Raw genomic sequence first — 18,821 nt, 5'->3', positions numbered from 1 at the left:
TTATTTCTTTTGTTGTTCGCAGATGCTCATTGTGGTGACGTTAGCACCGATCGGATGGCCGACAATCTCGGACAGCGTCCGGCACGTCCCGTCATGGCACAACCGCCACTCCCCGGCCGCACCGGAATTGCCGAGCACGACCTGTTGCATCGGCGCCCGCTTCGGCTGCCATTGAAACCAGCCGTCGACCAGCCGTGCCTCCGGCGGCGGCTCCATGCCGGGGCCGGTGCCCTTGACGCGGGCCTGCACCAGCTCGAGGCCGGCGGGGGTGACGCGCCAATCCTCCTGCCATTCGACCTTCGCGACCGAATGCGTCCAGGCCAGCGTAAAGGCGGACAGCGCCAGCGCCTTCACGCCGAAAGCTGTTGCGAAGCAGAGGCTCACACCGCCTCGACCGGCGCCGGCGGGCGCTGCCGCCATTGCCACAGCGCGAGCGCTGCAGCGAGCACGAAGCCGGCGGTGTCGCTGAACGGGAATTCGCCGAGCAGGCAGAACGCGGCACCGAGCGCGACCAGGCGCTCGATCAGGCTCAAGCGCGTGAACAGGAAGCCGATCGCGACCATGCCGAACAGGCCGATCGCCACCAATGCCTTGGTGGCGGCCAGTGCCACCGCGCCGTAGAAGCCGAGCTTGGCCGCCATGGGATCGCCCGTCTGCAACAGCAGCGCCGGCGAATAGACGAAGATGAAGGGGATGACGTAGCCGGCGAGCGCGATGCGCATCGCCTCCCAGCCGATCTTGTCCGGGTTCTCCTTGGCGATCGGGGCTGCCGCGAGCGCAGCCAGCGCCACCGGCGGCGAAAGGTCGGCCATGATTCCGTAATAGAACGCGAACATGTGGCTCGCGATCAGCGGCACGCCGAGCTTGGCGAGCGCCGGCGCGGCGAGCGCGGCGGTGATGATGTAGGTCGGGATGGTCGGGATGCCGGTGCCGAGCAGGATCGACAGCAGCATGGTCATGATCAGCGCCAGGAACAGGCTCTTCTCGCCGAGCCCGATCACCCAGCCGCCGAAGATGGTGCCGACGCCGGTCTGCGACATCATGCCGATGATGACGCCGACGATGGCGCAGGCCATGCCGACGGTGATGGCGGATTTGGCGCTCTCGGCCAGCGCGTCGCGGCAGGCACGCAGCGCCGCAAAGCCGCCGCGGACGAAGGCGGTGATCACGATCAGGCCGACGACGACGCTCGCGACCGGCACGATCTGCAAGCCATCGCGCGAGAGCGCGGCGACCACGAGCGCGAGTCCGATCCAGAAGATGTACCGAATGGCGGTTGCGGAGACGCCGGCCGTGATGGCAGCGCCAAGGATCAGCGTCACGGTCAGCGCGAGGCCCATGCTGCCGGCATAGAGCGGCGTGAAGCCCTCGAACAGCATGTAGACGAGGGCAGCGAGCGGCAGCACGAGATACCAGCGCGTCACCAGCGCCTTCCAGGCGCTCGGAATTTCCGAGCGCTTCATGCCGACGAGCCCGTGCTTGCCTGCTTCCAGATGCACCATCCAGAAGGCCGACGCGAAATACAGGATCGCAGGGATCGCCGCCGCCTTGACGATCTCCGAATATTGCACGCCGAGCGTCTCGGCCATGATGAAGGCGACCGCGCCCATCACCGGCGGCATGATCTGCCCACCCATCGAGGCCGTGGCCTCGACGCCGGCGGCGAAGGCGCGGCGATATCCGAACCTGATCATCAGCGGAATGGTGAACTGGCCGACGGTCACCACATTGGCGACGCCCGAGCCGGAGATCGTGCCCATCATGCCCGAGGCGAACACCGCGACCTTGGCGGGGCCGCCGCGGGTGCGGCCGAACAGGCCGAGCGAGACGTCGGTGAACAGCTGGATCATGCCGGCGCGCTCCAGGAACGAGCCGAACAGGATGAACAGGAAGATGTAGGTGGCCGAGACGTAGATCGGCACGCCGTAGAAGCCTTCGGTACCGAACGACAGATGCGTGACGATCTGGTCGAAGTCGTAGCCGCGATGGTTGAGCGGCGACGGCAGATATTGGCCGAAGAACCAGTAGACGAGGCACGCGCCGCACATCAGCGGCAGCGCCGCGCCCATCAGGCGCCGCGTGCCCTCGAAGATCAGCACCGCCAGCAGCGTGCCGACCACGAGATCGAGCCGCGTCGGGTCGCCGTCGCGCGCGATCAGGTCGGCATAGAAGATCCACTGGTAGAGCCCGCAGAGGAAGCCGGCGCCGCCGATCACCCAGCCGAGCGCGCGGCCGGCAGTGCTCCTCGCCGTGAAGTTGGCGATCAGGCCGAACGTGAGCAGAACGAGGAAGCCGACATGGACGCCGCGCACCACCTGGCTCGGCAGATAGTTGAAGGCGGCGACATAGAGCTGGAAGGTCGCGAAGGCGATGCCGATCCAGTACGCAAGCGCGCCCCACACGCCCGGGCCGAAGCCTTCCGGGAAACCGTGCTCGAAATTGTCGAACTCTACCTTGATGGGGGCAGCGTCAGTGCCCTCTGCCTTTTCCAGCATTTCAATCCGTCCCCAACCGTCCAGCGCTTATAACATTGCACAGCGTCTCCAGACCGTCATGCCCGGCATACGCGAGTACGTCGTTCCGGGGCGATGCGAAGCATCGAACCCGGAATCTCGAGATTCCGGGTACGGCTCTGACGAGCCGCCCCGGAATGACACCGGATGGAGTTACTTGATCAGCCCTTTTTCCTTGTAATAGCGGATCGCGCCGGGGTGCAGCGGAACCGGGCTGCCTGTCGCGGCGGTCTCGAGCTTGATCTCCTTGCCGGCCGCATGCGCGGTCTGCAATTCCGGCAGCGATTCGTAGACCAGCTTGGTCATCTGATAGGCGAGATCGTCCGACACGGCGGAGCTCGTGACGAGATAGTTGATCACGGCCGCCGTCGGCACGTCCTTGTCCTGGCCGGTATAGGTGTTGGCCGGAATGATCGCCGAGACGAAGGGCGGGCCGATCTTGTCGACGGTCTCCTTCGGCACCGACACCACCGTGATCGGGCTCGAGGTCGACAGGTCCTTCAGCGAGGCGACGCCAAGCCCGGCCGATTGCAGCGTCGCGTTGAGCTGCCGGTTCTTCATGAGGTCGACGGATTCGGCGAACGGCAGATACTCGACCTTGCCGAGATCCTTGTAGCTCATGCCGGCGGCGGCCAGGATCGCGCGCGAGTTCAGCTCGGTGCCCGACTTCGGCGCACCGACCGAGAGGCTCTTGCCCTTGAGGTCGGCCAGCGTCTTGATGCCGCTGTCGGCGGTCGCGACGATCTGGATGTAGTTCGGATAGATCGCGCCGATGGTGCGGAGCTTGTCGAGCTTGGTCTTGAAGCCGGCTTCCTCCTCGCCGTTCCAGGCGGCTTTCAGCGAGTCGCCCAGCGTGAAGGCCAGCTCGCCACGACCCTGCTGCAGCAGAATGAGATTCTCGACCGACGCCTTGGTGGCCTGCACCTGCGTCTTCACGTTCGGGATCTTGTCGCCGTAGATCTTTCCGATCGCGACCCCGAGCGGATAATACACGCCGGAGGTACCCCCGGTCAGCACGTTGATGAAGGATTGCGCCTGCGCGCAAGGTGCCGACGCCGCCAGAGCAAGAGCCGCGGCAACGCCGAAAATGGTCCGTTTCATGGTTGTTGTTCTCCCCAAACCGGGCGCGAAATTGGCTGGATGAGGCATGCGGGTCAACCCATCCAAAAGGCAAAACAGGACTGCGGCGAACGGCCGATCCGACTGGACTTTGGGAACCGGTGGGTGCGGCGAGGTGGCGCAGCGTGAGGCTCAATCGCACGCGCCGCGGGCTCGGTCACCTCTCCCGCTCGCGGGAGAGGTCGCGCCGAAGGCGCGGGTGAGGGCTTTCTCCTCCAGGGGATTGTCCCGATGCCGAGACACCCTCTCCCCGACCCTCCCCCGCAGGCGGGGGAGGGAGTGCACCGCCTATGAGGCGATCGAGCGCGTTCTCACTGGAACGTCATGTCCAGGCACTTGGAGATGTCGGAGCCGAGGCCGGAGGAGATGGTGATGCAGCCGCGCACCTTCTGAGCGCCGACGTCGGCGGCCCAGACCGAATAGCCGCCGGGGCCGAAGAACGAGTTGGTGTTCGGCGGCTCGGTCTCGGTCGCATCGAAATCATACTTCCCGTCGGTCTCGAAGATGCGCGGCTTCTTGGTGCAGCCGCCATCGGTCTGGACGTTGATGACTTCCTTGTTGTCGCGGGTCAGCGCCAGCGAAACCTGGCAGCGGAAATATTCCGAGGTCCTGGTGTTGAAGAGATAGGTGTAGGACTTGCAGGTCGCCGTGTTCAGCTTGCCCGGGGCAAGGCCGCGGCTGCACGAAATGCGCTGGTTGTGGCTGAGCTGGTAATCGTTGGCCCGGGCGGCCGGCACCAGCGCCGTCAACGACAATGCAGCAGCCCAGCAAAGTTTGATCACATGGCGCATCCGAATCATCCCCACCAATAATTTTGTCGAGTTGCGTTCTAGACGGAAAGCGGAACATAGTCGCGAGGGGACGGAGGGAAAATCACAAACTGCTGGACAAGACGTGATGCGCTGCGGCGCTTTCGCAAATTGACCCGGGTGCACCGTTCGTGATTTGTTCAAGCCCGATGCCCACGACGGGGAGGATGGGATCATGGCATTTTCAACGAAGACATTTGCGCTGGTTTCGGTCGCATGCGTAACGCTGCTCGGCGGGTTCGCCGCGCCCGCATGCGCGCAATCGACGGCAACGCCCTGGGAGCTCAAGTCCGACATGGGCTATGCGTATGACAGGGACGGCAAGACCTATTCCTACAAGATGGGCACCAGCAATGCCGGCGAGCTGCTGAAGGGCGCCAAGAAGGTGCCGAAGGGCACGCTGTTCTTCATCGGCCAGAACGGCCAGCTCTACATGCGCAGCGGCCCCTATCTCGAAGGCGACGGCAAGTTCAAGTTCGGGCCGGATCAGTAGGAGCTGCGGCGGGCGGGACGATGCGCGGCCACACTCTCGGTGTCATCACCCGCGAAGGCGGGTGATCCAGTATTCCAGAGCCGTCGTGATTGAATCGAGAGGCCGCTGCGTACTGGATGCCCGGTCGAGCCGGGGCATGACAGCGGAGGATGCGGCAGCGCGAAGGGGCTAAAACGCCGCCGCCAATTCCCGGGCGCCGGGTTTGCCGCTGTTCACGTCCATCCGATCGTCCGTGACCGCCAGCAGCTTGGCCACCGTGTTGTGGCGGATCGCGACCGGGTTGCGCTCGTAGCCGCCGCGCTGGAAGAAGTTCGAGGTCGGCACCTGCTCGCGCATGGCCTGCGGCATCGTCACCATGTCGAGCCCGGTGCCGTCGCCGGTGAGGTTCATCATCTCGAGCTCGGCCGCGGTGAGCGGACGGGTGTGGCCCTTGGCGCGGGCGAACAGCACCGAGGTCAGCAGCTTGTGCGTCTGCAGCATCGGCCCGATATCGATGTCGAGCACCATCGCATGCATGGCCCAGCCCTGCGCGGTATTGCCGATCTTCTCGTGCTCCGACCAGGTGTCGGGCACCGACTTGGCATGCGCGACCATCTTCTTCAGCACGACGAGCTTGTGCTCGAGCGCTTGGCGCGCCGGTCCTGACGACCGCGCCACTTTCTCGGAGAGCGCGCGAATAAGTTCGTGTCCCTGCTCCGCCAGCAGCTCGACGCTGTTGGTGGTCAGGAGCTGGTTGTAACCCATCGCGGTCGAGATCGCGCGCTTGCCGCCGTGCTCGATTCCCGCCTGCACGTCGTGGCTGCCGGTGCCGCCAGTCTCGAAGGCGTAAACCCGCACGGCCTGCTCGCGCGTCAGCCCCGAGGCGAGCGCGTAGCGCGCATAAGCGCGCTTGAACTCGACCTCGCTGGACGGGCGCTGCGGCGTGAACTGGTAGAGCTCCTGCGCCGCGCGCAGGAAATCGGCGACGACGGGGATAGGCTTGCGGGGCGGCCGGTCCGGCGTTTCCTCCGGCTCCGGATTCACCGGCTTCTTCGGCCCGTTATAGAGCGGCGGATGCTCCAGCACGTAGTCGTCGAGCGTCACCTGCTGCCCGCTGCGCCGCTTGGCGTTGCGACCTTTCCGCTTCTCCGAGATCTGGCTCCAATAGGCGCCGGCCTCGGCGTCGAAGGCCGCGCGCGCCGCCTGATATTCGGCGAGCTTGCGGCGATATTCGAGCACGGCGGGCGAAGCCCCCGCGCCTTGCGCAAAAAACTGCGACAGCAGCTGGGCGTTGGCGTCGCGCACGGACGGCGACAATGCGTCGGCCTCGCCGCCACGTACGGCGGGTGTGATCAGGACAAGCGCAAGTGGAACCAGCGCCAATGTGTTTCGAATCGATCGATGCATGCCGCCCTCTTAGCAGGCATCCGGTAACCGTCACGTTAACGTGCCGTTTACCATCACTTCCAGGCGAATACCGGCTGTTCCAGCTCGGTGACGCGGGTGTGCCGTCCCGCCAGCACCTCACGGAACTGGTAGATCAGGGCCGCCGTCGGCGCGTGGATCAGGCTCATCTGGTGATGGAACCGAATCACGCGGCGGGTGCTTTCGGGGATCGCGGCGAAATCGAAGGCCTCGTCGCGTTCGATCGTGTCGAGCGCGATGCGATGGACGGAGGCGACCTCGTCCGGGTTCGGAACGATCGCGGCACTGTCGGCCGCCCAAACCACGACCGGCGTGATCAGATAGCCGGAGCGGGTCGGATAATCGTCGAGCAGGCCGAGCACCGCCTCGGCTGGAAGCTTGAGCGCGAGCTCCTCGTCGAGCTCGCGCAGCGCCGCCGCGACCGGCGTCTCGCCGGCATCGCAGCGTCCGCCGGGCAACGCCCATTGGCCGCGATGCGCACGCAGGTGTGAGGCACGCCGGGTGAGCAGGAAGGCGGTGTCGTCGCCGTCGCTGGATTCGGTTAGCGCCAGCACCACCGCGGCGCGCTTCAGCGCCGACGGCTCAGCCTCGTCAGGCAGCCGCGCGAAGGAGGCGCAGGCCTCGGCGATATTCCGCCGGGTGGCATCGTCGAAAGGTCTCATGGTGCTTGACTACACCAGGACCGCATCTGATGAAACGAGGCGAGACAGCGTTGCAGGAATGGACGGAGCGATGACGAGCAGGGCCGCGACAAGGCTGAAATCAGAGGGCTGGAGCATTCTCGAGACCACCGGCTTCGTGCACCTGGTCGGCCCGTTGTGGGAGCGCAAGGTCGACGGCCTTTACGAATTCGCGCTCGCGACCGAGGACAAGCACCACAACCGCCGCGGCATGGTCCAGGGCGGCGTGATGATGACCTTCGCCGACCGCACCTGCGGCATGACCGCCCGCTACGTCTCCGGCAAGGAGTTCATGGCGACCGTGCAGCTCGACACTCATTTCGTCGAGGCCGGCCAGATCGGCGACATCCTGATCTCGCGCCCGCGCGTGGTGCGCTCGACCCGCAGCCTGATCTTCATGAGCACGGAGGTGACGGTCGACGACCGCTGCATCGTGATGGCGAACGGCGTGTTCAAGATCTTGAAGGGGCCGGGATAGAGACGCACAGTCGAACTGCCACCGCGCTCTCCTCGTCATTGCGAGAAGCCCTTGCGACGAAGCAATCCACGATCTTTCCGCGGACGCATCTCTGGATTGCTTCGCTGCGCTCGCAATGACGGAACTGGGCGGCTATGCTCCTACAGAGGAAGCAGCAAGGATAGCCCATGCAATACCGCCAGCTCGGCCGCTCCGGCCTGAAAGTGTCGCCCATCTGCCTGGGCACCATGATGTTCGGCGGGCCGACCGATCAAGCCGCGTCGAAGCGGATCATCGACAAGGCGCACGCGGCCGGCATCAACTTCATCGATACGGCCGACGCCTATTCGAAAGGCGCATCCGAAGAGGTCGTCGGCCGCGCCATTGCCGACGACCGGCATGCCTGGGTGCTCGCGACCAAACTCGCCAACCCGATGGGCGATGATCCCAACCGTGTCGGCCTGTCACGGCGCTGGGTGCTGCAGGCCGCAGACGAGAGCCTGAAGCGGCTCGGCACCGATCACATCGACATCTACTATCTGCACAAGGAAGACCATGCGACGCCGCTGGAGGAGACGGTGCGCGCGATGGGCGATCTGATCCGCGCCGGCAAGGTGCGCTATTTCGGCGTCTCCAACTACCGCGCCTGGCGCGTCGCCGAGATCTGCAACATCTGCGACCGGCTCGGCATCGACCGTCCCGCGGTGAGCCAGCCCTATTACAACGCCATGAACCGCATGCCCGAGGTCGAGCACTTCCCGGCCTGCGCCTATTACGGCCTCGGCATCGTCCCCTACAGCCCGCTGGCGCGCGGCGTGCTCACCGGCAAGTACAAGCCGGACGCCGCCCCCGACAAGGAGACGCGCGCGGGGCGCAACGACACCCGCATGATGCAGACCGAATGGCGGCCGGAATCGCTTCAGCTGGCGCAGGAGATCAAGGCGCACGCGGAGAGGAAGGGCATCACCGCCGGCCAGTTCGCGGTTGCCTGGGTGCTCAACTCCGCCTTCGTCTCCTCGATCATCGCCGGCCCGCGCACCGAGGAGCAATGGGACGGCTACATCAGCGCGCTCGACTATCGTTTCACCGCGGAGGACGAGGCACTGGTCGACCGGCTGGTCACCCCGGGCCATCCCTCGACGCCGGGCTACAACGATCCCGCCTACCCGATCGAAGGCCGTCGCGCCCGGACGGCGTGACCTCTCGGAGACGACGATGGCGCATCAAGATCGCTACGGCCTGCCGCTCTCCACCGCGTCCGATGCGGCTGCTGACGCCTATCGCGACGGCGTCGACCTCATGCTCTCGGGGTGGACCGGCATGGCCGAGACGCTGGAGCGCGCGATTGCCGCCGATCCCGACTTCGCGCTGCCTCATATCGCCCGTGCCCGCGTGCACGCCTTCTACCAGCAAGGCGATCTGGCACGGAGCAAGGCGGCGCTGGCACGCGAGCTGGTCGCCCGGCGCGGCACGGAGCGCGAGCGCTCGCATGTCGAGACGCTGGCGCTGTCGATCGAGGGCCGGCTGCACGAGGCGATCGCATCGACGCTGAAGCACATCGAGAGCTGGCCGCGCGATGCCCTGGTGTTGTCGCTGCCGCTCGGTGCATTCGGCCTGTTCGCCTTCTCCGGCATGGCCGATCACAACCGCGCGCGGCATGAGCTGTGCGAGCGCGTCGCGCAGCATTACGGCGAGGACTGGTGGTTCCTGACCATGGCCGGCTGGGCCATGACCGAGAACGGCGATGTCGCCCGCGGCCGCAGCGTGACCGAGCGCGGCTTCAATTTGCGCCGGGCGAACGCCCATGCGGCGCATGCGGTGCTGCACGCGATGTTCGAGGACGGCTCGATCGAGGCGGCCGATCGCCTCGTCGACGACTGGATTCCGACTTACGACCGCGCCGGCATCCTGCACGGCCATATCCGCTGGCACCAGGCGCTCGGCGCGCTCGAGCGGGACGATTCGGCGCGCGCGCTCGCGATCTATGCCGACGTGCTTCAGCCGGCGGTCACGCAGGCGCCGCCGCTCAACGTCGTCACCGACGCCGCCTCGCTGCTCTGGCGCCTGTCGGCGTACGGCCACACCGTGCCGAAGACGCTGTGGCAGGAGGCCGACGCCGCCGCGCAAAAAATGTTTCCGAAGTCGAGCCTGCCCTTCGCCGACGTTCACATGGCGCTGTTCGCGGCGGCGACGCAAAACCACGCGGCGCTCACCGCGCGCCTTGCGACGATCGAGCAGCGGCTCGCCGAGGGCAAGCTGCCGGCCGGCCCGGTCGTGCCGGCGATCGTCCGCGCGCTGGCGGCCTTTGCCGGCGAGGATTACGCCTCATGCGTGCAAATGCTCGCGCCTGTTCTCGCCGAGGTCGTGCGGATCGGCGGCAGCCACGCCCAGCGCGAGCTGATCGAGGACACCTACATCGTCGCGCTCATGCGCAGCGGCGAGCTGCCCCGCGCCCGCGCCCTGCTGGACGCCCGCCTGCACCGTCGGCCATCGCTTCGCGACACGCGCTGGCAGGCGGCCACGGGCTAGCTCCGCCACGAAAAAAACACCGGCCTGGCGGCAAGTGCCGGGCGGACGGGTTGGGCGATGTGGACGAATCGCCGTGGGGGTGGCGCGGTGGTATTCCAGGCGGGTGTTGCAGAACAAACGGGATCGCAACCAATTTGCGGTTCGATGGTTATGGTGCGGAACTTTTCCTCCGCCGTCACGACCCTCTGGCACACGAGCCCGACGATGCGCTTCTGCCGACCGGTTCTCGCCGCCTTGACCATGGCTTTGGCAAGTCCTTGTTTTGCCGAGACTTCCAGCCCTATCCCGGTCAACAATCCGCCGGCGCAGCAGAATGGTCTCATCGACCTGTTGGCGCTGATGTCCGGCCAATGCAAGACGTTCAAGGTCGCCGGCCGCGCCTTTGCCTGCAAGACGGTCGCCTACGCCCATGGCGACAAAGGCCGGGTCAATTTCGCGGTCGCGGTCGACGATCCCGCCGACGACAGCCACGTCGTGTCGTTCTCCGGCGAGAACGGCAAGCGTGCCGACGACAATTCCTACGAGCTGCGGATCGACCGCATGCTGCTCAACTCCAAGCACCGCCCCAAGGTCGACGGCCTGCCGGTGCCGGCCGAGCAGACCTCCACCGGCCTCTGCCGCCAGACCGGCAATTTCGCCGCCAGGAAGGTGAACGACGTCATCTGCTCGGCCACCGACAGCGAGGGCCGGCGCTACGAATTGCTGTTCGTCTCCGACGGCACGCCGGTCAGCGTGCGCCGCATCCGGCAGTCCTCGCCCTCGATCCAGGATCCGTTCAAGTAGCTCTTCTCGCCTCTCCCCGCTTGCGGGGAGAGGCCGAAATTTGCGCCAGCAAATTCCGGGTGAGGGGGGAGCCTCCGCGAGTCCATCTGCCACCGTATTTGTGGAGAAAGCCCCTCACCCCACCCCTCTCCCCGTAATAACGGGGCGAGGGAGAAACAGCTTCACGCGAACGCCTTTTCCAGCGTCGCGAAGATCACCGCGAGCGACTTGTCGTGCCGCGTCACCGGCGGCACCGGGCGGTCGATCTTCATCAGCTGATAGACCGCCATCTGCGCCGCCCGCACCGAATATTCGACGGTGAACACGACGTCGTCGGGGATCTCGACGAACTGGCTGACGAAGGCGAGGTTGACCGAGTTCTTCGGCACCGGCAGCGGCCGGTCGGCCAGATGGCGCGGCATGAACATGCTGGTGATATAGGGCATGCGGCAGGGAATGCAGATCGCGTCGTCGAACACGCTCGCATCGAAATTCAGGTGACCGCGCAGCTCCTTCAGGATATCCGCGCCGCCGCAATCGGACATCGGCTTGGCGACGAAATTGCCGACGCGATCGGGATGCAGCGCATAGCCCCAGAACACCTGCACGTTGTTCGGCTGTCCGACGAAATGCGGCTGGTGATAGAGCACGACCGACATCAGCCAGTTGGAATCCTTGAACGTCACCAGGCCGCCGGTGCCGGCCCGGTTGCCGGAGAACGCCTCCATCCGGTCGAAGAACAGCGGATCGCGGCAGGTGACGGTGAAGGACAGCCAGTAGGATTCCGGGATCGACGTGTTGAAGGCGGCCGGATTGCCGAATTCGGGACGGCCCCGCGCGATCATCTCCCACAGCGCCCAGCCCTGGCTGTCCTTCCTGGTCAGGCGCGGCGGCGGTTCGGCCATCGTGCCCAGGCTCGAGGCGTCCGTCATCGAGCCGTTCTGGAAAAAGACGATGTTGTCGTCCTCGAGCCGGACGTTGGCCGTGCGGCCGTCGCGGTCGAGCGTCAGCTGGCGCACGCGCAAGCGCGCGCCCTCGGCCTCGAACGCCATGTCGGTGACGCGCGTGCCGCGCACGAACTGCACGCCCTGGCGCTTCAGCCAGTCGGCGAGCGGCCGCACGATCGCGTCGTATTGATTGTAGACGGTGCGCTTGACGCCGGCGAGCGTCTCGATGCGCGGAAACTCGTTCATGAAGCGATGCAGATAACGCTTCAGCTCGACCGCGCTGTGCCAGGGTTGGAAGGCGAAGGTGGTCTGCCACATGTACCAGAAATTGGACTCGAAGAATCCGGGTGACAGCCAGTCGGTGATGCGGCTGTTGCCGAGCGCCTCTTCCGAGGCCTCGGTGAGCCGCAGCAGCTCCAGCCGGTCGCGCGCGGAGAAGCCCATATGCGAGACGTCGACCTTGAAGCGGTTGCGGTCGACCAGCCGCGCCTGCGAGTGCGCCGGATTCTCCACGTTGAAGGCGATGGTCTCGTCGCGCACGCTGAGGCCCGGATGCTCCAGCGAGGGGATGCTCGAGAGCAGGTCCCAGGTGCATTCGTAGTGGTCGGTGGTGAGCATGCGGCCGCCGCGCAGCGAATAGGCGCCGTTCGCGAGCTGGGCGCCGTCGAGGCTGCCGCCGACCAGCGGCTGCGCCTCGTAGATCACGATGTCACGCCCCGCCTGGTGTGCGTCGCGGATCAGGAACGCCGCGCCCGCGAGCGATCCTATGCCGCCGCCGATGAAATACGCCTTCATGACTTGCCTCGATTGCCGTACGAAGTTTCGGCGGCGACATTGCATGCGGAGGCCGCGCTGCAAGTTGCGCTGGATCAAGCGCGTCGGACGCAGCGTTCAAGAGGATGTGAGCGCCCGCGGAGGAAGAGGCGAAACATTCGCCTTCCTCGCATAGATGTGCTCGATCTCGTCCGCGAAGCGACGTTCGAGCGCCGGCCGCTTGTTCTTCAGCGTCGGCGTGAGCAGGCCCGCCGCAATGGTCCACGGATCCAGCGTCCACCACACCGCGCGCGGCGTCGCGTAGGACGGATAGGCCTTCACGGCCGCGGCGATCCTGGCCAGCAGCGCCGCCCGCTCCGCCGCGCCGCCTTGCTGGCCGCGCGCCGCCAGCCGTTCCTTCTCCTCGACCCAGGCCTTGGCATTCAGCACGACCAATGCGGCGAGGTACGGCCGCTGTTCGCCGACCACCAGCACCTGCTCGAACAAGGGATCGGCGAGGATCGCGGTCTCCAGATCCACCGGCGCGATCTTCTCGCCGGTGGAGGTGACAAGGATGTCCTTGATGCGACCGGTAATGGTGATGCGCCCATTCTCGATGCGGGCCTGGTCGCCGGTGTGCAGCCAGCCGTCGGCGTCCTTGGCGCGCCGCGTTTCCTCCGGCTTGCGCCAGTAGCCCAGCATCACGCTGGGGCCGCGCACCAGCAATTCGTCGTTCTCACCCAGCCTGACCTCGACGCCGTCGAGGACGTGGCCGACCGAATGCGGATCGTTGTCGTCGGGAATATTGACGGAGACCACCGGCGAGGTCTCCGTCATGCCGTAGCCCTGGAGCACGTCGAGCCCGAGCGCGAGAAACAGGCCGATGACGGGCTCCGCGATCGGCGCGCCGCCGGAGACCGCGACGCGCAGGCGGCCGCCGAGCTGCGCCAGCACCTTGTCGGCGACGAGGCGCTTCAGCAGCGGCCAGGCCAGCCGGTCCAGCAGCGACGGCACGCCATGCCGCTGCCGCGCGTCGAAGCGTCGCCGGCCGACGGCGATGGTGAGGTCGAGCAATGAGCGTTCGATCCACCCCGCTGATGCGCGATGCTGCATGATCAGCGCGTAGATCCGTTCGTAGATCCGCGGCACCGAGACCAGCACCGTCGGCCGCACATGCTTCAGATCCTCCGAGAGTTGCGGCACCGAGCGCGCATAAGCGACACAGGCGCCGACCGCGATCGGATAGTAATAGCCGCCGGTGCGCTCGAAGGTGTGCGAGAGCGGCAGGAAGGACAGGAAGACGTCGTGCGGCTCGGCTTTGAGGCGGCGCGCGATCGCCTTCACATTGGCGACCACGTTGCCATGCGACAGCATCACCCCCTTCGGCCTTCCGGTGGTGCCCGAGGTGTAGACGATGGCGGCGAGATCGTCCGGTTCGATCGCGACATCGGGCAGCGGCGCGGTCGCGCCAGGTGCTTGCGTGAGCCAGTGGTCGAGCCCGACGATGCGTGCATCCGGCGTGATGAGCCCGCCCGCATCCGCGCAGACGACTCGCTTGAGATGGTCGAGCGGCTGGCCGGTCGCCACGATTGCCTGCCAGCGCTCCAGCGTATCGATGAACAAGAGCAGCGCGCCGGAATCGACCAGGACGTAGGCGATGCTGTCGGGGTTGTCGACAGCGTGCATCGGCACCGGCACCAGGCCGCGCGACAGTGCCGCCTGGTCCATGGCGATATGCGCAACGCCGTTCGGCGTCAGGATCGCGATACGTTCGCCCGGCGCGAGGGCCTCCGCGGCGAGCGCCCGCCGCCATAGCTCGAATTCCGCATCGATCTCGCGCCAGGACTGGCTGACCCAGCGCCGCGAGCTCGCGTCGAAATGGCGATAGGCCTCCGCCGCCGGCGTCGCCTCGACGCGCCAGCGCAGCAGCTGCGGCAGCGTCCTGATCCCGGCAAGGCCGTCCGGTTGACTCGTCGGCCCCGGCATGGCGTTCTCTCGCATCGCATCGATTCCCAACCATTTGGTGTCTCGACACTAGGCCGGCCAGTCCTTGCCGCTTTGATCCTCAGCAAGGCGGCCATGCTTTGGAGCGACCCATGACGCGCGACCGCCTGTTTCTGCTGCGCCCGGGTTTCGGGGACCCGGCTTTTCCGGGGCGCCTGTTCTATTGCTGGCATTGCGCGCTGATCGAGGGCGTGCTGGCCTCGTTCCCGCAACTTGCCGCAAAGCTCGACGTCGAGCGCATTCCGTGGCCGCGCCCGCGGCAGCCGGTGATCACACTGGTCGGCGAGCAGAACCAGTCGCTGCCGCTGCTGGTGCTTGCAGACGGAGCGACATCGCCGCATCAGACCGGCAGCCATCAGGGCCGCGCCTTGATCGCCGACAAGGACGCGATCCTCGCCGCACTCTCCGAACGGCACGGCTTTCCCGATCCGCATCCGTGAGCACATGGCTCGCGCAATTTTCGTATTCCGGAGGCCAACAACGGCGAGTTCGCCCGCATCGTGAAGACCAGTGAGATGATCGCGTCATTCGTCGCGGCGTAAGACCTGGGGCGATACTAAGGCAAGGCGGCGCGACGATCGATCGCGCGAGTTGAATCGTTCCACGAACGTGAACGTACGTTCATCGGAACCAGCGTCTGCGTCGTTTCGACGCCGGAACGCAGCCGGCGCGTATTTGTTGTCTCGCGACATTCAACTGGAGTGATGACATGAAGTATCTCATTGTCGCGATGGCGGTCGGAGCTGCGGCGCTTGGCGGCGGATCGGCGGCGAACGCGGCCGGCAGTTCAAGCGCGAAGCAGAGCGCGCAGGAAAGCCAGACCACCGACATCAGCGCGCACCGCAGGCACCATCGCTGGCATGGTCACCATCATCATTGGCGGCACGGCTACCGGCCTTATTACCAAAGCTACGGCTATTACCCCCGCCATCACGGCTATTACGGCGGCGGACCGTACGGATATTATGGCGGCGGCCCCGGCGTGACGTTCAGCTTTGGCGGCGGACGCTGGTGAGACACGAGGCCCGCAGCGATTGAGACAGGGGGCCCGCAGCGATGCGGGCCTCTCTCTATTTCCGCAGGATCATCCCCGCCGTCTCCAGGCCGCTCGCCAGCGCCGCTTCCACCGTGCCCATGTCGGGTCCGCGATAGAGCGCTTCACCGGAGAACAGCAACCTTCCGTCGGCGCGCGCCAGAATCGCCTGCGCCGCGCGCGTCCGCGGGGTCGCCCAGGAATAGGCGCCGCGGGCAAAGGGATCGTGCGCCCAGTTGGTGGCCGCCGCCGCCACCAGCTCGCCCGCGACGTCCTCGCGCGGCAGCCTGAAGATGGCGGCGAGCGAATCGAGCCCGGCCTCGATCAATCCTGGCGGATCGAGGCTGTCCAGCTCCACCGTGCGCGGGCCGCCGAACCAGCCGGTGAGCATCGCATGCCGGCTCGGATATTGCGTCCACCACACCGGGATCTTCTCTTCGGACAACAGGAAGGTCATGCCTGCGAGATCCATTTGCCGCTCGCGCCACCATGGCCGCGCGAAGCGCAGCAGGATCTTGATGACGTTGCCGAAGCCGATGTCGCCGGTGGCGGCAAGCTTCGCACGCGCGCTCGTCGGCAGGGCGATTTCGCGCAGCAGAGGCAGCGGCACGGTGAGGATCACACGGCCGCAGCCATATCCGTCGCCGCCGGCGCAGCGAACGACAGCCCCGCGGCCGTCCTCCTCGATCGCCGACACCACGCAGCCGAGACGGACGGTGACCCCATGCCTGCGGCAGTCCGCCGCCAGGAAGTCGACCAGCGCGCCATAGCCGCCATCGATGCGCGCCTGCGGTGCGTGCCCGCCATCCATCCATTCCTCGCGCAGCGCCAGCGTCGAGGCGCGCTCGGGGTCGGCCGCGTCGTAGCCCTCGACCATCCGCTCGATCGAACGGCGCATCGGCGCATAATCGTCCCCGGCAAAATGCCGGCGCAGGAATTCGGCAACGGGGAGATCGTCCTGCAAATCCCTCAGCACGGCTTGCAGCCTGGCCTCGTGGGCATCGCCGCGCCGTTCGCGCGAGAGCCTTGTCCCGTCAAAGCTCCACTGCTCGCCTTCGATCTCGCGAAGCGACAGCCCGGCCTCGCGCAGCAATCCGCGCGTGACCGGCGCCTCGCCATGGACGAATTCGGCGCCGCCCTCGGCGGGATAGCCGAACTCCGAAGCCGGCAACGGATGGATGCGGCCGCCGCAGCGCGTGCGCGCCTCCAGGACCGTCACCTTCCGGCCGGCACGCGCCAGCTCGCGCGCCGCCATCAGGCCCGCCGCGCCGGCACCGACGATGACGATGTGCTCCGACGTCTCGGACATGGCGGGCTTCACCGGCCTGCGGCGGACGGATCGTTCTTGATCAGATAGCGCAGCAGCAGGACGCCGCCGCCAAGCGGGCGCGTGCTCTCCAGCGTCATCGCCGCGATCGGCGCGCGCTTGTCGCTGTCCGCCTCCGTCGACGAGAACACGAAGGGCGCGCCGCTGGCGCCGTCGATCGCGGGACTGAGGATCAGGTTGAATTCGTCGATCAGGCCGGCGCGCAGGAACGCGCCATTGGCGACGCCGCCGCCCTCGACCAGGAGGCGCTTCACGCCGAGCTCGCGGTTGAGGATGTCCAGCGTCAGCGCCAGGTCGATTTCCGACTTGCCGGCAAAGATGTAGGACACGCCCTCGCCGCGGAGCCCCGCGAGATGCGAATCCGGCACACTCTCGGTCAGCACGACGACGATCGGATCGCCGCCGATGTCCGAGCGCCCCCAGCCGATCTTGCCTTGCGCATCGAGCACGACGCCATAGGTTTTCGCGTCGCGCCGCGCGAACCAGTCTTCGCGCGGAAACTTCATGTCTGTCGCAGGATAGGGCTGGCCCTTGGCGAACTCCGACCCGGTGACGCGGCCGATCACCCAGGCATCGCCGCCGAGCTCCTCATGGATCTTCTCGAACCAGTCGGTGCCCGCTCCCTTCGGACGCCAGCGGCTGGGATGCGTGCGGCCGTCGAGGCTGGAGTGCATCAAACAGATCACGTAGGGCTTCATGCAACTCTCCGGAATGCGCTTTACACCGTCGGCTCAACGCCGCTCTCATCGCCCTTGGCGCGATCGTTGACGATCATTGCGAGCGGATTGAGCTTTGGCGGCGCGACCAGCTGCAGCGTGTTGGTGTCGCGATGATTGAACGGCGCGCCGCGCACGAACAACTCGGTCTGGATCAGATAGGTCCAGCTGCCGTCGTCGTTGAAGGTGATGTCGCAGCGATAGGAATCGGTGCGGAACGCCTGTTCCAGAAAATCGGTCGAGCAGATGCCGTAGGCGGTGTCGCCGCGCTTGGCGGTGACCGAGATGGTCCTGTCGTCAGGCCCCGCCTTGCCCGAGGCCAGCAGCACCTGCCCGCGCGGAATCGCCAGCGTCTGCATGATCAGCCCGGTCGCGGGCTCCCACAGCCAGTAACCGACCTGGTCGTGGAAGGTGATGTCTTCCTCCGGCGTGTTGATGTGGATGTGATAGCGCAGCCCGTAGAGCAGCTGCGGGCCGTTGGCCTGCGGATCGATCGGGTCCATGCGGATGCGCTCGATGAAGCTCCGCCGTTCCGGCCCCTCCGCCTTCGGATTGATGTCGATGCCCTTGTCCGCCTGCCAACGGCCTGCGAGGCGGCGCAGCGGACCGAGATTGGCAAGCCCGTCGGGCGAGACGTCCTCGGGCTCGGTGAAGATGTCGGCGGGAATGGGAAGCATGGAAGCCCTCGCGGAAAGTTGCGCGAACAGCCATAGCATGGCGGCGCCAACCTGGCGCGTGCTCAGGCCTCACAATCGCGAATGGACATCGGCGATTGTCGGGCTTTTAAGGAAGACCGTGCATTGCCTGTCGCGGTAGCGATGCGTCGATCTCGCCAGGCGCGGCATCGCTGCCGCTCCCGACGTCACCGAAGGCTGCTCTCAAGCCGCTTCCGACAGCGATTTCGCGCGGCGCTCGAGCACACCGATGGTGGCGACCAGATTGTCCCGCCGCGCGCGAAGGTTAAGCGCAAGCAGCGGATAGGTCGGCTGCTGGGCGTCGAACACCCCGGCTTTGGCTTCCACTTCGAGAATATCGGTATTCAACAGCCGAACGCGCCACCACAGATCGGCGATCAACGCATCGAGCCGGAGTTCGCCGGCAGTACCAGTACGGGACACTTCTTGCATCGCTTGCCTCAACCTGAAACGGGCCTCTCTGCCGAGGCCCGGCTTTGGTCATGACTGAGCAAGCAGAGTGCCAGGAATGGGGGGCGCGTTCCGGCCCCGGAATCAACCCGCAATGCACGGGCGGTGGAGAGCTGACGTCATGGCCCTC

At 66.3% G+C, this 18,821-nt stretch carries 19 protein-coding genes; 7 read left to right on the top strand and 12 right to left on the bottom strand.

The annotated features are described in order from the left end of the window. The 4 genes from D6B98_RS28545 to D6B98_RS28530 all read right to left on the bottom strand — a co-directional run bounded on the left by D6B98_RS28545 (nt 1) and on the right by D6B98_RS28530 (nt 4,423). Nucleotides 1-420 carry a DUF1850 domain-containing protein gene (locus tag D6B98_RS28545; RefSeq protein ID WP_126260359.1) on the bottom strand — a complete coding sequence of 140 codons (420 nt, stop codon included), beginning with the start codon at nt 418-420 and terminating at the stop codon, nt 1-3. Then, complete coding sequence (locus D6B98_RS28540) at nt 381-2,495, bottom strand: TRAP transporter permease (protein WP_164718920.1); 2,115 nt, start codon at nt 2,493-2,495, stop codon at nt 381-383. Before D6B98_RS28540 ends, D6B98_RS28545 begins: the two co-directional genes overlap by 40 nt. Nucleotides 2,496-2,666: 171 nt before the next feature. Next, nucleotides 2,667-3,614, bottom strand: a complete 948-nt coding sequence (locus tag D6B98_RS28535; protein WP_126260358.1) for a TAXI family TRAP transporter solute-binding subunit — start codon at nt 3,612-3,614, stop codon at nt 2,667-2,669. Nucleotides 3,615-3,943: 329 nt separating this feature from the next. Next, nucleotides 3,944-4,423, bottom strand: coding sequence for a hypothetical protein (locus D6B98_RS28530; RefSeq protein ID WP_164718919.1), 480 nt, complete (start codon nt 4,421-4,423; stop codon nt 3,944-3,946). Nucleotides 4,424-4,616: 193 nt separating this feature from the next. Here D6B98_RS28530 and D6B98_RS28525 point away from each other — a divergent pair, with 193 nt between their 5' ends. Further along, entirely contained in the window at nt 4,617-4,934 is a 318-nt protein-coding gene (locus D6B98_RS28525) for a hypothetical protein (RefSeq protein ID WP_126260356.1), read from the top strand. Between the two features lie 168 nt (nt 4,935-5,102). Here the strand turns inward: D6B98_RS28525 and D6B98_RS28520 are convergent, their stop codons facing one another. Next, nucleotides 5,103-6,320, bottom strand: coding sequence for a hypothetical protein (locus D6B98_RS28520; protein ID WP_126260355.1), 1,218 nt, complete (start codon nt 6,318-6,320; stop codon nt 5,103-5,105). Nucleotides 6,321-6,373: 53 nt separating this feature from the next. Beyond that, a complete protein-coding gene (locus D6B98_RS28515; RefSeq protein WP_126260354.1) occupies nt 6,374-7,000 on the bottom strand; it encodes an NUDIX hydrolase in 627 nt (208 codons plus the stop codon). Between the two features lie 70 nt (nt 7,001-7,070). Here D6B98_RS28515 and D6B98_RS28510 point away from each other — a divergent pair, with 70 nt between their 5' ends. The 4 genes from D6B98_RS28510 (at nt 7,071) to D6B98_RS28495 (ending at nt 10,787) form a co-directional block, all read left to right on the top strand. After that, a complete protein-coding gene (locus tag D6B98_RS28510; RefSeq protein WP_164718918.1) occupies nt 7,071-7,496 on the top strand; it encodes a PaaI family thioesterase in 426 nt (141 codons plus the stop codon). 167 nt (nt 7,497-7,663) lie between these two features. Then, nucleotides 7,664-8,674 carry an aldo/keto reductase gene (locus tag D6B98_RS28505; protein ID WP_126260352.1) on the top strand — a complete coding sequence of 337 codons (1,011 nt, stop codon included), beginning with the start codon at nt 7,664-7,666 and terminating at the stop codon, nt 8,672-8,674. Between the two features lie 16 nt (nt 8,675-8,690). Beyond that, a complete protein-coding gene (locus D6B98_RS28500) occupies nt 8,691-10,004 on the top strand; it encodes a tetratricopeptide repeat protein (protein WP_126260351.1) in 1,314 nt (437 codons plus the stop codon). A gap of 204 nt (nt 10,005-10,208) precedes the next feature. Next, a complete protein-coding gene (locus D6B98_RS28495; RefSeq protein WP_164718917.1) occupies nt 10,209-10,787 on the top strand; it encodes a hypothetical protein in 579 nt (192 codons plus the stop codon). Nucleotides 10,788-10,948: 161 nt separating this feature from the next. On the opposite strand, the gene D6B98_RS28490 is transcribed toward D6B98_RS28495, so the two are convergent. Together D6B98_RS28490 and D6B98_RS28485 are read right to left on the bottom strand one after the other, a co-directional pair. Further along, complete coding sequence (locus D6B98_RS28490) at nt 10,949-12,553, bottom strand: oleate hydratase (RefSeq protein WP_283810169.1); 1,605 nt, start codon at nt 12,551-12,553, stop codon at nt 10,949-10,951. Between the two features lie 51 nt (nt 12,554-12,604). Beyond that, the gene (locus tag D6B98_RS28485) at nt 12,605-14,452 is read right to left on the bottom strand and encodes an AMP-dependent synthetase/ligase (RefSeq protein ID WP_164718916.1); all 1,848 of its coding nucleotides are present in this window, start codon (nt 14,450-14,452) and stop codon (nt 12,605-12,607) included. A 110-nt stretch (nt 14,453-14,562) separates the two neighbouring features. On the opposite strand from D6B98_RS28485, the gene D6B98_RS28480 reads away from it, so the two are divergent. Together D6B98_RS28480 and D6B98_RS28475 are read left to right on the top strand one after the other, a co-directional pair. Next, nucleotides 14,563-14,910 carry a DUF3088 domain-containing protein gene (locus tag D6B98_RS28480; RefSeq protein ID WP_126260347.1) on the top strand — a complete coding sequence of 116 codons (348 nt, stop codon included), beginning with the start codon at nt 14,563-14,565 and terminating at the stop codon, nt 14,908-14,910. A gap of 269 nt (nt 14,911-15,179) precedes the next feature. Then, the gene (locus D6B98_RS28475) at nt 15,180-15,485 is read left to right on the top strand and encodes a hypothetical protein (protein WP_164718915.1); all 306 of its coding nucleotides are present in this window, start codon (nt 15,180-15,182) and stop codon (nt 15,483-15,485) included. A 55-nt stretch (nt 15,486-15,540) separates the two neighbouring features. On the opposite strand, the gene D6B98_RS28470 is transcribed toward D6B98_RS28475, so the two are convergent. The 4 genes from D6B98_RS28470 to D6B98_RS28455 all read right to left on the bottom strand — a co-directional run bounded on the left by D6B98_RS28470 (nt 15,541) and on the right by D6B98_RS28455 (nt 18,673). After that, nucleotides 15,541-16,812, bottom strand: coding sequence for a flavin monoamine oxidase family protein (locus D6B98_RS28470; RefSeq protein WP_126260345.1), 1,272 nt, complete (start codon nt 16,810-16,812; stop codon nt 15,541-15,543). Between the two features lie 8 nt (nt 16,813-16,820). Continuing rightward, nucleotides 16,821-17,528 carry a RibD family protein gene (locus D6B98_RS28465; protein WP_126260344.1) on the bottom strand — a complete coding sequence of 236 codons (708 nt, stop codon included), beginning with the start codon at nt 17,526-17,528 and terminating at the stop codon, nt 16,821-16,823. A 20-nt stretch (nt 17,529-17,548) separates the two neighbouring features. Beyond that, complete coding sequence (locus D6B98_RS28460; RefSeq protein ID WP_126260343.1) at nt 17,549-18,223, bottom strand: FABP family protein; 675 nt, start codon at nt 18,221-18,223, stop codon at nt 17,549-17,551. 201 nt (nt 18,224-18,424) lie between these two features. Further along, the gene (locus D6B98_RS28455; protein WP_126260342.1) at nt 18,425-18,673 is read right to left on the bottom strand and encodes a hypothetical protein; all 249 of its coding nucleotides are present in this window, start codon (nt 18,671-18,673) and stop codon (nt 18,425-18,427) included. Nucleotides 18,674-18,821: the final 148 nt, after the last annotated feature.

It is taken from the genome of Bradyrhizobium sp. LVM 105, from assembly GCF_003957705.1.
GTDB classification, from domain to species: domain Bacteria; phylum Pseudomonadota; class Alphaproteobacteria; order Rhizobiales; family Xanthobacteraceae; genus Bradyrhizobium; species Bradyrhizobium frederickii.
The sequence above is the reverse complement of the archived record's forward strand: the minus strand, read 5'-3'. Positions and strand labels throughout refer to the sequence as shown.